This is a genomic window from Pseudomonas sp. DW-iso17 (genome assembly GCF_058725345.1).
In genome coordinates, this window is record NZ_JBZXEA010000001.1 from 173,052 (window position 1) to 187,310 (window position 14,259).

A 14,259-nucleotide genomic window follows, 5' to 3' on the forward strand; every position below is an offset into this window, starting at 1 on the left:
GATGAAGCGTCCTGAACCGAAGAACCTGTCCACCAAGGCGTGCCGCCTGCTGCGCCCGACGGCACTGGCCGGCACGCTCGCCCTGGTCTGCGGCCTGGCGTGGGCACAGGTCGGATACCAGAACAGCGGCCCCGTCATTGGCGATGACGTCATGTACTCGATCGGCGGCGGCAGCGCGGTGTCCATGGGCCGCGCGGCCGGCATGCGCTCCATCGGGGTCGGTGTGGGGTGGAACAGCAACCTGATCTGCGGCGACATGAGCATCCAGACCACGCTGCGCAATCAGCTCAACGGCATCACGAACGGCTTTCAGCAGATCATGAGCAACGTAATCCAGAGCGCCACCAGCGCGGTAGCGTCCCTGCCGGCGCTGATCATTCAGCGCGCCGATCCGGGCCTGTACAACCTGCTGACCAACGGCGTGCTGCAGGCGCGGCTGGACTTCGACCGCTCCAAGCTGACGTGCCGCGCCATGGCGGAGAAGATGGCCGAGACAGCGGGTGGCCAGCTTGGCTGGAGCCAGATGGCCGAAGGCATGGCCTTGCGTGACGCGGTTGGCAGCAACGATGCCGTGTCGGCCGTCGAGCAGGCCGAGACGCGCCGCGGCAACGACGGCGTGCCCTGGGTGGGTGGCAGCAATGCTGGTGGCGCAGGCCAGTCCGCCATCCGGGTGGTCGGCGACGTCACCCGCGCGGGCTACAACCTGGTCAACGGTCGTGGCGTGACGGACACATCCTCCATCGCGTCCGCCAGTTGTGCGAGCCTGTCCTGCCAGACCTGGACGTCGCCGCAGCAGGCGACCGAATGGGCCACGCGGGTCCTCGGAGAGCAGGTGCAGCGCACCTGCGACTCCTGCACCAAGACCGAGACGGTGCCCGGCGTCGGGCTGACGCCGCTGATCCAGGAAGAGTACGAGGCGAAGCTGGAGGTCCTTCAGGAGCTGGTTTCCGGCACGCGCACTACCACCTTTGAGAACCTGCGCGAGGCTGGCAGCACGTCGCTGCCAATCACGCGTGGCGTGATCGAGGCGCTGCGCGACGAGCCGGACCAGGACCTTCTGGCGCGGCGCCTCGCGTCGGAGGTGGCGCTGTCGTCGGTGCTGGAAAAAGCGCTGCTGCTCCAGCGCACGCTGCTCACGGGCAAGAAGGAGCCCAACGTCGCAGCCAACGAACTCGCGGTCAAGGCCGTGAACCACGAGAGCGACACGCTCGACCGGGAGATCCGCAACCTGAAGACGGAGCTGGAGCTTCGGCGCGAGCTGGCAAACAACTCACCGATGGCCATCATCCAGCGGCACGGTACGCGCGCGGCAGGCTCGCGCGGCATCTACGAGGGTGATCCGGTACCCGACCGCCTCGACCAGTTGCAGAAGGGCAATCCAGGAGCCAGGCCATGAGCGCGGCGCGCATGACTTGGCGCCCCTTGCGCTGGCTGTTCAGCCGGCGCGCGGCGAAGGCGCTGCTGTGGACGGTGCTGATCGTTGCCGCCGCGGTCGCGGCCAACATCGCCGGCATCTACCTGGTCGGCAGCGTTGCCGGCTGGGAGCGGTGGCTCGCCGCCGCTGCGGGTTACTTATTCGTGTGGCGGCTGTGTCTATACGGGGCGACGGTGTACGGGTGGATCTGGATGCGCCGCCGGCTGCTGGTACGTGAGGACGACGCCCAGGCGCGGCACCGCCTGGTGCGCACCGAGATCGCAGGCGTCGTCGCCATCGTGGCGCTGGAAGCCAGCCTGTTGATGCAGGGCTGAGAGGAGATTCGGGCCATGACTCTGTTCACGACCGACTACCTGGAGTATTACCTTACGCTGGTGTCCTGGATCGTCAACAACGGCATCTGGGCCGTGCTGGTATCCAGCGGCGTCTTCGCGCTGCCTTTCGTGGCGATCATCGTGCAGGAGTGGTTGAAGGCCCGTGCAGAAGGCGCCGACGAGGGCAATAAAGGCGTGCTGAGCGCCGCCCGCATCGAGAACCGGGTCTTCGTCGCCATCGTGGTGGTGATGTTCGCGGGCATCCCGTTCATCGACGTGGACCTCAACACCATCCAGTACGACAGCTCGCGCTCGGCGCAATGCCAGGTCAGTGTGCCGCAGCCCTCGAATACCGGCTGGTCGCAATCTTTCAGCACCATCAACAACCAGTCGGCGAAGGTGCCGGTGTGGTGGGCGTTCATGCACGCGCTCTCGCGCGCCGTCACGGGCGCTTCAGTGGCAGCGATCCCGTGCGGCACGGACCTGCGGCAGATGCGCATGGAGATCGACGCGACTCGCATTGACGACCCAGTGTTGGCTCAGGAAGTAGCGGATTTCTCGCGGGATTGCTATGGGGCTGCGCGGGCGAAATTGTTCATGCAGCGGCCTCAACTCGATGAGCAGCAGCTGCACGACGTAACCTGGATCGGCTCACGCTTCTTCACGGACACGAACGGCTACTACGACACATACCGTTCCAGCACCCCGCGCGAGGACTGGCCCTATGACAGCACGCGCGACGCAGGGCTTGCGCAGGTGGCCAGCGGCGGCGGCTATCCGACCTGCAGGCAATGGTGGGCCGATGGCAGCAATGGACTGCGGGCACGCTTGCTGGGTCAGGTGGACCCGAGCCTGCTCAATCGCCTGGCGGGCTGGGCTGGCTTCCTGAGCCGTGCCGAGGTGGACGATTCGGTGATCCGCGCGATCGCGTCACCGCGACAGCAGAAGCTGAACCAAGGCAGCGTCTATACGGACTACGGTGGCCAGATCGAAATGACCGACCCAAACATCATCACCCGGGCGGCGGCCGACGTAGGACTGGCGGTAGGCTCGCTGGGCTACTTCCCCTCCATGGATGCAATGCGCCAGGCTCTTCCGATGGTGCTGGCGCTCTTGAAGATGGCGCTGGTTGTCTGCATTCCGGTGGTGCTCATGGTTAGCACCTACAACCTGAAAACACTCGTGACGGTCAGCGTGGTGCAGTTTGCGCTGTTCTTCGTGGATTTCTGGTTCCAACTCGCGCGCTGGATCGACAGCACCATTCTGGACGCGCTCTACGGATGGGGCTGGGGATGGAACCGGCCGCATACGAATTTCGATCCGGTCATGGGCCTCAACAATGCCTTCGGAGACATGCTGTTGAATTTCGTCATGGCGACGATGTTCATCGTGCTGCCCTTGTTCTGGGTAACCGCCTTGGGATGGGCGGGCTACGCCGTGGGGGGCATGTTGCAAGGGCTTGCTGCTGGTACGGCAGGCGCCAAAGCGGCCGGCGGCAAAGCCGCCGACATGGCCTTTGGCGGCGCTATGAAGTGGGCATCGACACCCAGCAAGAGGAAGTAGTGCCTTGCTTCTTCGCTAGGTCTCATCAGATGGATCATGTGAATCTATCCGATACTCATCGTGGGTATAGAGGCCAAAACCGGCGTGCCCGTGCCGCCACTCTGGTTCGGGCGGCTCCCATTCGACGGTATCGTGCCCCCGGGCCACAAACACCAGCGCGACCAGCAGCAACGCCAGCCAGAAAGCAACGTAGAGCAGCAGCCCCAGGACAGCCAGTTTGCCGGCCCACAGCAGCGCGGCGGCGGCAGCCAACGGCACACCCTTGGACACCAACCAGTTCGACGCCCGACGTTCGCTGCGCGCATAGGCGCGCCACCCGCGGCCAAGGGCGCGGCCGAGGCGTTCCGCAGTGCTGATGCGGGTCGTGGTGCTCATGGTCGTCTCCTGCTACTGAGGGATGCCTATTCCAATTTGGTCCATTTCATTCTGCTGCGGGCTTCAAAGTGCTTCATGACGCTTCGTCATCCGGTTCCACCGGGCCGGGGTCAGGCTCCACGTCGACGCGATACGTGGCAACGAAGTGCGGCCAGTCCACATGGTCCACCAGGTCGATGTCATCGACAACGCCTACCTTCGCTCCCGCACGCTCGAACAGGGCGATGCTCTTGGCGGGATAGTTGTTGCGCGACGGATAGAGCACCCCGTCGAACAGCGCCTGGCCGTCATCTGCGAGCATCGCATGCACCTGGGCGGACACCTGCTGCGTGTGCGTGTAGTCGCGGCTGGCCAACTGCTCTAGGTTCAGGCCGAAGTAGCCCGCCATGACGCCCGGCGTCGTGATATCGGCCAGAAGCACGTCGTCCATCACGCCTACTGCGCGCACCATCCGGGCTTGGACTTCTTTCAGCGCGATCGAGCGTTGCGTGTCCGCAAGCCACTGGTGCTTGTGAAACACCGACTCCATCAGCGCCGTGGGCAGGTCGCGCCCCAGGTAGAGCACGCCGTAGGCCCCCGCCGGGTCATCGTAGCGATTCGTGCTGCTGCGGCCATAGTACAGCGGGCTGCCCCGATAGACGACGCGGCTCACATGCTGGAGCAGTTCACCGTCATCGATCAGGAACGAAGGCAGCTCGTGGCTCATGGCGATCTCGCTTCAATGCACCTGGACGCCCAGCACGTTGAACACGGCCTCGGCCACGTCATCGATCGTGCCATGCGTCACCGCATCCACCGGCGAGCGACCGCCCAAGCCTTCGAGCGGCTCGGACAGCGCGCTGTAGATCGTCCAGTGGTCGATGCCCTCGACCTCCTGGAGCACGGTTTGGGTCAACTGCTGCTTCACCGGGTCGAGCTGCCAGTCGGGCAGCTTCTGGCCGCGCGGCCCCACGTTCAGCGCCAGTAGCCGACGGGCGAGGATGTCCTTGTAGATTTGCTGGCGCGACTTGTCCGCCAGCTTGGCGAACTCGGCAGGCGGCAGGTTGTCCGGCTGATTGAAGGCTTCCAGCAGCACGGCGCGGCCTCTCTGGACGTCGGTTTCAGTCGGTGCCCAGCGCGTGTCGGAGCGCAACGCGGCCGCCTTGCGCTGCAAGGCCTGCGCCACCGTTTCACCTTCCAGGTTAGCGGGCAGCGTCACAGCCTCCACGCGCTCGTGGATGAACGCCTGCAACTCGGCCGCGAAAGCCGGGGCATCCCGGATTTCGACGGTATCGGCGAAGCGTCGCACATCCTCCACCGTGACGCGCGGCAGCCGGTCGGCAATGAATTCGATCGCAGTGGGCATGGTCAACTCCCAGGTAGGTTTGAGACAAGACTCACTCTAGTCGCCTTTGTCGCCTTTGTCAACTTGATCGCCTGAGTGGGAGCCCACCTGGCGGTGTAGCGTCCCGGCAGCATAGGCCGGGGCCAGCGCCAATTCGCCGTCCAATCCATTCGTGCGGGTTCCGCATTGACGCTGGAGCCGCAACTCAGGCCCAGCTATACCGAAACGGTGAAAGGCCAAAGGGTCGAAACGGCAAGGGAATGGGATGCAAGGGGAAAGGCCCTATCCCGAAAAGGCAAAAAGGCCTCCCGCCCGGCCCGCTATCAGGACATCGACATGCTCTCCCTGTTCCAGCGGAAACGGCCTCCGGTCGCTGCCGCGACGTCTCCAGCCCCCGCCATCGACCTCCCGAAAGGGTTGATGCGGCCGGAGTCGGCCGCATCGCTGCTGGCCACCCCGCGCCGGCAGAAGCTGCTGGAACACATCTGGCAGCGCACCTCGCTCTCGCGCCGGCAGTTCGCCACCCTGTACCGCGCGCCACTGGAGCGATACGCCGAGCTGGTCCAGGTCTTCCCGGCCTCCGAAGCGCACCACCACGCCTACCCGGGCGGTATGCTCGATCACGGCCTCGAAATCGTCGCCTACAGCCTGAAGCTGCGGCAGTCCCATTTGCTGCCCATCGGGGCCAGCCCCGAAGACCAAGCGGCGCAGGCCGAAGCCTGGACTGCGGCCGTCGCCTATGCCGCACTGCTTCATGACATCGGCAAGGTTGCCGTCGATCTGCACGTCGAGCTGGCCGACGGGAGCACCTGGCACCCATGGCACGGCCCGCTGCGCCAACCGTACCGCTTCCGCTACCGCGACGACCGCGAGTACCGGCTCCATAGCGCCGCGACAGGCTTGCTCTACCGGCAACTGCTCGACCGCGATCTGCTGGACTGGCTCAGTGGCTATCCTTCCCTGTGGGCGCCGCTACTCTACGTTCTGGCCGGGCAGTACGAGCACGCCGGGGTACTGGGCGAGCTGGTCGTGCAGGCTGACCGCGCCTCCGTCGCTCAGGAATTGGGCGGCGATCCCGCGCGTGCCATGGCCGCGCCCAAGCACTCGCTCCAACGCAAGCTGGTCAACGGGCTGCGCTACCTGCTCAAGGAAGAGCTGAAACTGAACCAGCCCGAAGCCTCCGATGGCTGGCTCACCGAGGACGCGCTGTGGCTGGTGAGCAAGACAGTCTCGGACAAGCTGCGCGCGCACCTGCTGTCCCAGGGGGTCGATGGCATCCCCGCGAACAACACGGCCGTGTTCAACGTGCTACAGGATCATGCCATGTTGCAGCCCACCGCCTCCGGCAAGGCCATCTGGCGCGCAACTATTACCAGTGAGAGTGGCTGGTCCCATGCCTTCACGCTCCTGCGCCTGGCCCCGGCGCTGATCTGGGAGCCCTCGGAGCGACCCAGCCCATTTGCGGGAACCGTGACCGTGGACAACGCCGGCGAGGCCGAGGACGGGCCGCGCCCGTCCGCGCACGACGCTGCACTGCGACCCGGAACAGCGGCGGCAACAGAGAAGGAGCCTGCAGCAAGCAGCCATCCAGATCAGTCGGGCGGGAGTCGCGCCATACCTCCCAGCCCGCAGCGCAATCCGGCCGACCCGCTGGAAAGCATGCTGGCGATGTTCGAGGCAACGCCTGAGCCGGAGCAGTCCGTCGAAGCCCCGCCAGAGGGTGCCGACGATGCAGCGGCGCCGCTCGACCATCCCGCATCGGCCCCTGGTCCTTCGGCGCCGACCGCCGCGCCTGCCGCGCACGATTCCGCCTCATTTACCGGGCGGCCATCGGGCGAGCATTTCATGGCCTGGCTGAAACAGGCCGTCCAGACCCGCAAGCTCATCATCAATGACGCCAAGGCCCTGGTACATACCGTGTCCGACACGGTTTACCTGATCAGCCCTGGTGTTTTCCAGCGCTACGCACAAGAGCATCCAACCATTGGGCCGCTTGCGAAGGACGCGGCCCTGCAGGACTGGCAGTGGGTGCAGAAGCGCTTTGAAAAACTCGGACTCCACAGGAAACAGCCATCGGGTCTGAACATCAGGACGTGCGAGGTCATGGGACCGCGCAAAACGCGCCAGGTGCATGGCTATTTGCTCGAAGACCCATCGCACATATTCGATGCCGTTCCACCGAACAATCCTTATCTGTCGCTCAAATAGCCGACTAAGAGGGGAAGTGCCACACGTTCTGTTTGAACGGGTGGCAGGCTTCAGTCGATCCGAAGAGGCTCGAACGACTTGACGAGTTGGTCCACCGCCTTGACCTGCCGCAGCAGCGGTTCGAGCGTGTCCAGTGGCAGAGCGCTGGGTCCGTCACAACGTGCATGCGCCGGGTCGGCGTGTGCTTCGAGGAACAAACCGCCAATGCCGACCGCCATGCCGGCCCGCGCGAGTTCGGGCAACTGTTGGCGACGCCCACCCGAAGCCAACGCATCCGCTTCTCGCCGCTGCAGGCTATGGGTTACGTCGAACACCAGTGGCAGGCCACTGCTGGCAACGCTCATTTCGCGGAAGCCCAACATGTCCACGACGAGATTGTCGTAGCCGAACTGCGTGCCACGCTCGCACAGCAGGACGCGCGGGTTGCCAGCCTCGTGCAGTTTGTGGACGACATGTCTGACCTGGCCCGGGCTGAGGAACTGCGGCTTCTTGACATTCACTACCCGACCGGTGCGGGCAATGGCGACCACCAGATCGGTCTGCCGGGCCAGGAAAGCCGGAACTTGCAGTACGTCGGCAACGGCAGCGACCTGCACGGCCTGCTCAACCTCATGCACGTCGGTCAAGACTGGGCATCCGAACCGCGACTTGACCGCATCGAGGACCCGCAGCCCTTCGTCCAGGCCGACGCCTCGGAAAGAATGGATCGACGAGCGATTGGCCTTGTCGAACGACGCCTTGAAAACGAAGGGTATTCCCAGCTTGCGCGTCACCTCCGCGAAGTGCTCAGCCGCAGCCAGGGTCGTATCGAGATCCTCGATGACGTTGATGCCGCCGAATAGCACGAACGGCAGGTCGTTAGCGACTGTGATCCCCTCGGAAATGGCGACGTGCAGGGAGGTGGCTGATGATATCGATCGCATAAAACTTCCTCTCGTGATGTCAACGACCGCAGGTGAAAGCTCCGAGCGTCGTCGGCGAAGAATGCCCCACGGTCTTGGACTTTGCATACAGACGCGTCCGCAACAGCGCTTACAGAGTCCGGGGTCCGCACCGGCGACTCCGCCTGTGACCACGGTCTTCCTCCAGCGGTTCACTGAAGACCGAGTGCCTTCATCAGCCTCGGCTTCTGGCTCACGAAGGTGCCATAGAACACGTCGTCGCCGACGATCGTGATCGGGGCCACGCGCACGCCGGTTCGTGACTTAGCCTCCGCGGAAATCTTCGGGTCGGTCAGGTCGCGCTCTTCAAACGCGATGCCCTGCTGGGACAGCCACGCCTTCAGCGCCCGGCAGTCAGGGCACGTCGGAGTGCTGTAGATGAGGATGTGTGGGGTGTTGGCCTGAGGCATAGTCACACCTTCACTTGCCCCGAGCGGCAAGCCAGCTCTTCATCATGGCGATCTCGCCTTCCTGGGCGGTTATGACTTCCTGGGCCAGCTTGCGGACCTCTGAATCTTTGCCGTACTGAAGCTCCACCTTGGCCATGTCGATCGCGCCCTGGTGGTGTGGGATCATGCCGCGCATGAAATCCACATCTGCGTCGCCGCTGAAGTCGATCATCATGTCCGCATGCATGCGGTCGTTGCCGGCACGATAGGCGGCCGTCGAGGCATCGCCCGAGCTGCCGGTCGTCGCCTGCTGGCCGTTGTCGCCCAGCCACTTGTTCATCATGGCGATCTCGCCTTCCTGCGCGGTGATGACGTCCTGGGCGAGCTTGCGAACCTCCGGGTCCTTGCCGTACTGCAGCGCCACCTTGGCCATGTCGATCGCACCCTGGTGGTGCGGGATCATGCCGCGCATGAAATCGACGTCGGGGTTGCCAGAAAACTGCGCCCCCATCCCGGCGTGCATCTGGTCGTTCACGGCGCGATACGCGGTCGTGGAGGGGCTGTCATTGGCCGAAGCGCTGGAGGGCATCGCGTGCCCCTGGTGACCTGCGCTGGCGCTGGCATGCGTCGCTTCACCCGACGGGTCCACCTTCTTCTGGACGGCCACCAGGCCGGCGGCGACCACGACGGCGCCCGCAATGAACAAGAGGCTGAACTTGTTGACCTTCATGAAAAAACTCCTTGAATGAGGTTGATGGGTTCACTGTAGGGCCTCCCATTGTTGGAAGGTCAAGCCCTCATTTCGCCTGTCACTTGGCGCTGCACGGCGGTGTGCCCATGCCCATTTCAGTTGCAAGTAATTCTCAACAAAGGTAGGATGTTAGGATGTAAATAAACTGAAAGGAATAGACCATGTCGCAACAGCAACAGCCAAAAGTTCACGACGCCAGCGACTTCCCTATAGTCCGACTCGAAGGCTCCAGCATCTACGAAGGCTACGGCGCCCCCTGGTGCGCGGAGATGGATGAGTTCCTCGCTCGCGGCAAGCCCTTTATCCTCATCTACGTCGCAGGCGGGCCGGATGAGGCACACGACGATCGCGTCATGCGCGGTGCTTGGCTGAAAAGCCACAAGGAGATGCTGGACGGCATCTTGCTGGCGCTCATACATGTAGAACCCGAACCGACCAAGCGAGCGCAGTTGGAGGAAATGCTGCCGATGCTCGTAAAGGCCTTTGGCACGCCGCAAGCCGCGCGCGCCAGCCGTGACGAGGCAGAGGCTCTGGGCCGGCACGTTCTCGCCGGTGGTCGCATGAACGATTCGGTATGAGCGGCCCGCGCCATGAAAAAATCAGAACATAAATCGCGTGCTACAAGCACGAATTACGTGGGTCGCAAGGTCATCGGCCCGTTCAGTCTCGCGCTGGTGCTGGCCGCGCCAGGGGCAGATGCACAAGGGCTGGGTGACCCGGGAAAGGGCGAGGTGCCTGAGGCTGTAACGCTCCCAGCGGTAACGGTCACCGGGGAAACCTCCTCGGAGACCACCGAAGGTTCAAACTCCTACACCACACCACGCACCTCTGCCGCCACGCGACTGCCACTTGCCATCCGGGACACGCCCCAAGCTGTAACTGTCATAACCCGGCAGCACATGGAGGATCAGCAGCTCAACACAATTCAGGATGCCTTAGCACAGTCAACAGGCGTCGGCTCTCGCACCTTGGGCAGCGAGCAAGTGACTTTCCATGCAAGGGGCTTTTCTATTGATAGCTTCCAATACGACGGAATCCCCACCGGCTTCGTTAATGGCGCAAGCTTTCTAGACACGGCCTTCTATGACCGCATCGAAATCGTGCGCGGCGCCACGGGCTTGCTCACGGGCGCAGGCAACCCGTCTGCATCGATCAACCTGGTGAGAAAGAGGCCGACGCGCGAGTTCCAAGCAAATGCCTCGGTGAGCGCAGGATCATGGGACAACTATCGCAGCATGCTAGATGTCTCCACCCCGATGACCGAGGATGGCCGTGTTCGCGCCAGAATCGTGGGCGTCACTCAAGATCGGCATTCATATCAAGATCGATACCAGCAGAAGAAGAACGCCTTCTTTGGTTTAGTCGAGGTCGATCTCACTCCCGATACCGTGCTGAGCATGGGCTATGACTATCAGGACATCAAGCCCAAAGGCGTCACCTGGGGCGGCGTGCCGCTTTGGTTTAGCGATGGATCAAACACAAATTGGTCGCGCTCGAAATCCATGGCGCCTGATTGGACCCGCTGGGACAACCGGTTAGAAAACGCGTTCATTGGTATCGAACACGGATTCGAAAATGGCTGGAAATTGAACGCGACCATTACCAATCAGCGCTCGAAGTCCAATGCTCGACTCCTCTCGCCGCTCGGTTACCCAGACCGAAACACCGGCTTGGGGATGATCCCGCTGGCGATCTCTGATTCAACTCCGTCCAGGCAGAACAGCTTCGATGCAATGGTCAGTGGTCCATTCGAATTACTTGGCCGCAAGCATGAGCTGGTCCTAGGGGTTCTGGCGTCTCGTCGAACGGAGGATGAATACAACAGTGGATTTGTTTATCCTTCAATGCCTATGCCGAGTATTTTCGGCTATGACGGCCAGTATCCTGAACCGAATTTCGCAGCGAACGGTTTCACCAGCACGCATACCACTATCGAACAAAGCGGCATCTATGGCGCCGTGCGCCTTTCCCTAACGGATTCCATGAAAGCTATTCTAGGCGGGCGATTCAACAACTATAAACTCGACGAATTCGACGGTAGCACACCTACGCATTACAAAAAGACTGCCAAGTTCACCCCATATGCAGGTGTCGTGTACGACATCAACGACACTTACTCAGCCTATGCGAGTTACACGGAAATTTTCAATCCGCAGTCGTCTTACCGGAATGTCAACAACCAGGTGCTCCCGCCAACCAATGGAAAAAACACCGAAGTCGGGTTGAAGGGTGAATATTTAGACGGGCGCCTGAATGCTTCGATCGCCTTGTTTGAAACGCGGCTCGATAACTTGGCGCAGGCGGAAAACTACGCGCTACCAAATGGTACGTGGGCGTATCACACAGTGAATGGGACAAAGTCGAGAGGTGTCGAATTCGACCTCCAGGGGGAACTGGCCGATGACTGGAACATCTATGGGGGCGTTGCCCACTTCAATTCCACCGACGCTACGGGCGAGCGGCTAAGTGCGTACCTTCCGCGCACAACTGCGCGTCTATTCACCACCTATCGGCTTCCCGGCGATTGGTCTAAGTTGACCGTTGGCGGGGGGGTGACCTGGCAAAGCGGCACTTACCAGAGCGCAACAAACCCACAAGGTGCCAGCGTCAATGTGGAACAGAAATCTTACGCACTAGCCTCCCTGATGGCCAAGTATCGGGCAACACGCAACATAGACCTGATGCTGACCGTCAACAACCTAACCGATCGGCGCTACACGCTTATGAGCGGGTTCTACAACCAAGTCGTCTATGGCGCACCCCGCAACATTGTGCTGACGCTGAACTACAAGCTCTGACTGCACGATCTATCACTCGCTTCAATCGCTTCAGGCAACAAGATAGCCTGACGATGGAGCGAGAAATGTGCAAGCTGCGGTGAATCCAATCGCCCGATAGGAGTCTCGTGATGGTGCTTCCCGCCCCACAACAAGCTGGATGTGGTCTTCTGGATCGCTCAGAACGGAGCTGCTTAAAGGCACGACTAACCTGAGCACCCGGCGTGTCGGCGGCGAAGGATCGGCAAGGCTCCGTATTGGGGTGAAACGGGGGCAGTTCGGCTTACGCCGAACGATGATTCAGCGCGGTGACCAGCGGCGCTACGACATTACGCACAGCCTCTGCGGCTCCGTCTGGGTCTTGGCATTCGATCGCATCGACGATCGCCTCATGGGCATCCAGGCCAGGCTCAGGCAAGTCTTCATCCTCCAGCACGGCCAGAGTGTTCATTCGAACGGAGTTCGAAAAGTAGCGGTACAACTCAGACAGCGCATTATTGCCGCATACCCGCGCAATGGCACAGTGAAAGGCCGTGTCGGCGTCCACGAACAAGGCGCACGATTCATGATCGCTTTGTTCCCCGCGCGCCTTCAGGAGACGGCGCAACATCGCCAAGTCCGCCTTGGAGCGGTTGATAGCGGCCAGTCGCGCGGCTTCGGTTTCGAGCATGCTGCGTAGCGCAAGGTGCTCGCGCAGGCTCGAACGGCCAATACGACGCATGACCTCGACAGGATCGACATTGGTGCGCACATAGGTGCCATCTCCTTGCCGAACTTCAAGCACCTGCCCATGCGACAGCACGCGAATAGCTTCCCGCACGGTGTTGCGAGCTACATTCAACATGTCAGCCAGTTCCTGCTCTTTCGGAATCTTCTCACCCACTGGCCAGACGCCATTCTCGATCTGACGGCGGATCAGCTCAATCGTCGTGTCGACCAGGGAGCGCCTCGGCGCGTGCGGAAGTGTGGTGCCATCAGTCATCGCGATTGGGGAATACTCTAAAGATAGGATCATCCAACATGGATTCACCCAATGATAGCGCATACGCATCTGGTGACGCACCTATTGGTTCGGCGGTCGCGTCAATTATTTGGCCACGAGCCACGCGGCCTTTTTATCAGCACTATAGCCTGGTCGAACGGAGGCTGATCATGGTCATCAGAGGGATAAATGAACCAGCTCGCGATGCGCCGAAGTTCCATCACGACTTGGAGCGCCTGGCCGTCCCGCAAGAGGGCGTTGTCGCCTTTAAGTACTTTGACGACTTGCTTGCCAGCATCGCACTTGTACCCAGGGTTTACAACACTGGTTCAGGCTTTATCGTTGACTCGTTCGACGAGATTTGTCTTGTCCACGCAGGGGGAAGTCCTTCACCTTCGGAGCAATTACTTGTCGCCCGATGCAGGATCTAACACCTCCTTGGCCGGCGTGTTTCTGGAGTGTGGTGTAGAACTGCGCCGTGCCGGCATTTCACTACGCCCCAGGCTCAAGGTGAATACGGGCGGATCCAACCTTTCTCAAGCCCAGCTACCCTCGACGGAATCTCTGCAGGGTTTTGGCATCCGGCGCTGCACTTAAACGGTTGTGCAGTTGGACGCGCACGGCGAACAATCCCTAACCGCATGGTAGAGCTTCAACAGTGCAGAGGGGCGTTAGAGGGGGGCTGTATGCCGCTGAACTCCAAGGCCGCAACCCCAACTCGTCCATGAGTCGCCCAGACACTCCGGCAGCAGCATGACCTGCTGCCTGTCTTGACCCTCGATGAATCTGGGCATGTTGACCTCTGCGTTCAATACGTCCGCAAACTTTACCGGACGGACCTTCAAGTTGAGAACGGGTTTTCATACAGCGTCCGGGACCGCAAACGTTCGAGCGCCTCAGCTGTTAAGGCCGTCCCCACACGCAGCGCTACACGTGTGGCGATCTCGCCATGCCCCCCCCCTTCCTAGGCTGTCACCTCCTTCTTTAAACATAGGATGTTAGTATGTTTAAATAACAATAGTAGCAATCATTCTTATTGCTCAACAACTCCTAACGATTGGCTTGCCTGAGTCTCGAGCCAATTACCAACACGGGGATACACCATCTCAGCAACGCTATTAACCGATATTCCTCACCGAAGTACATATAGAAATCCGCTGTCCCGTTACAGCAACTCGGAGTCAATCACAACATAACCTT

13 protein-coding genes are annotated in these 14,259 nt (G+C 61.5%); 6 read left to right on the plus strand and 7 right to left on the minus strand.

What is annotated here, in order from left to right; translation table 11 throughout:
* Position 1 precedes the first annotated feature (1 nt).
* Genes AC4PS6_RS00910 through AC4PS6_RS00920 form a run of 3 tightly spaced genes read left to right on the plus strand, consistent with a single transcriptional unit; the run spans position 2 to position 3,312 of the window.
* The gene (locus AC4PS6_RS00910) at positions 2 to 1,396 is read left to right on the plus strand and encodes an integrating conjugative element protein (RefSeq protein WP_003149765.1); all 1,395 of its coding nucleotides are present in this window, start codon (positions 2 to 4) and stop codon (positions 1,394 to 1,396) included.
* Positions 1,393 to 1,749 (plus strand): hypothetical protein, encoded by a 357-nt coding sequence (locus tag AC4PS6_RS00915; protein ID WP_003149767.1) that lies wholly within the window; start codon positions 1,393 to 1,395, stop codon positions 1,747 to 1,749. The genes AC4PS6_RS00910 and AC4PS6_RS00915 overlap by 4 nt, the downstream gene beginning before the upstream one ends.
* A 15-nt stretch (positions 1,750 to 1,764) precedes the next feature.
* The gene (locus AC4PS6_RS00920; protein WP_004350620.1) at positions 1,765 to 3,312 is read left to right on the plus strand and encodes a conjugal transfer protein TraG N-terminal domain-containing protein; all 1,548 of its coding nucleotides are present in this window, start codon (positions 1,765 to 1,767) and stop codon (positions 3,310 to 3,312) included.
* Between the two features lie 15 nt (positions 3,313 to 3,327).
* Here the strand turns inward: AC4PS6_RS00920 and AC4PS6_RS00925 are convergent, their stop codons facing one another.
* The 3 genes from AC4PS6_RS00925 to AC4PS6_RS00935 form a co-directional block, all read right to left on the minus strand.
* On the minus strand, positions 3,328 to 3,687 hold the full coding sequence (locus AC4PS6_RS00925) for a DUF3742 family protein (RefSeq protein ID WP_003149770.1): 360 nt from the start codon (positions 3,685 to 3,687) through the stop codon (positions 3,328 to 3,330).
* A gap of 73 nt (positions 3,688 to 3,760) precedes the next feature.
* Entirely contained in the window at positions 3,761 to 4,393 is a 633-nt protein-coding gene (locus AC4PS6_RS00930) for an RES family NAD+ phosphorylase (RefSeq protein WP_483057211.1), read from the minus strand.
* A 12-nt stretch (positions 4,394 to 4,405) separates the two neighbouring features.
* Positions 4,406 to 5,032 (minus strand): hypothetical protein, encoded by a 627-nt coding sequence (locus tag AC4PS6_RS00935; RefSeq protein WP_047219624.1) that lies wholly within the window; start codon positions 5,030 to 5,032, stop codon positions 4,406 to 4,408.
* Positions 5,033 to 5,347: 315 nt separating this feature from the next.
* On the opposite strand from AC4PS6_RS00935, the gene mobH reads away from it, so the two are divergent.
* Positions 5,348 to 7,219 (plus strand): MobH family relaxase, encoded by a 1,872-nt coding sequence (gene mobH / locus AC4PS6_RS00940; protein ID WP_047219615.1) that lies wholly within the window; start codon positions 5,348 to 5,350, stop codon positions 7,217 to 7,219.
* A 50-nt stretch (positions 7,220 to 7,269) separates the two neighbouring features.
* On the opposite strand, the gene kdsA is transcribed toward mobH, so the two are convergent.
* The 3 genes from kdsA to copM all read right to left on the minus strand — a co-directional run bounded on the left by kdsA (position 7,270) and on the right by copM (position 9,279).
* On the minus strand, positions 7,270 to 8,142 hold the full coding sequence (kdsA, locus tag AC4PS6_RS00945; protein ID WP_017512742.1) for a 3-deoxy-8-phosphooctulonate synthase: 873 nt from the start codon (positions 8,140 to 8,142) through the stop codon (positions 7,270 to 7,272).
* A 170-nt stretch (positions 8,143 to 8,312) separates the two neighbouring features.
* Positions 8,313 to 8,570, minus strand: a complete 258-nt coding sequence (locus AC4PS6_RS00950; protein WP_017512741.1) for a glutaredoxin family protein — start codon at positions 8,568 to 8,570, stop codon at positions 8,313 to 8,315.
* Positions 8,571 to 8,580: 10 nt separating this feature from the next.
* Entirely contained in the window at positions 8,581 to 9,279 is a 699-nt protein-coding gene (copM, locus tag AC4PS6_RS00955; protein ID WP_017512740.1) for a CopM family metallochaperone, read from the minus strand.
* 182 nt (positions 9,280 to 9,461) lie between these two features.
* Between copM and AC4PS6_RS00960 the strand changes: the two genes are divergently transcribed.
* Both AC4PS6_RS00960 and AC4PS6_RS00965 read left to right on the plus strand, forming a co-directional pair.
* Positions 9,462 to 9,878, plus strand: coding sequence for a hypothetical protein (locus AC4PS6_RS00960; RefSeq protein ID WP_039016599.1), 417 nt, complete (start codon positions 9,462 to 9,464; stop codon positions 9,876 to 9,878).
* Positions 9,879 to 9,890: 12 nt separating this feature from the next.
* Positions 9,891 to 12,098: a TonB-dependent siderophore receptor gene (locus AC4PS6_RS00965; protein ID WP_047219614.1), complete on the plus strand. Its 2,208-nt coding sequence runs from the start codon at positions 9,891 to 9,893 to the stop codon at positions 12,096 to 12,098.
* A 262-nt stretch (positions 12,099 to 12,360) separates the two neighbouring features.
* On the opposite strand, the gene AC4PS6_RS00970 is transcribed toward AC4PS6_RS00965, so the two are convergent.
* Positions 12,361 to 13,128, minus strand: a complete 768-nt coding sequence (locus tag AC4PS6_RS00970; RefSeq protein ID WP_233270702.1) for a FadR/GntR family transcriptional regulator — start codon at positions 13,126 to 13,128, stop codon at positions 12,361 to 12,363.
* Positions 13,129 to 14,259 lie beyond the last annotated feature (1,131 nt).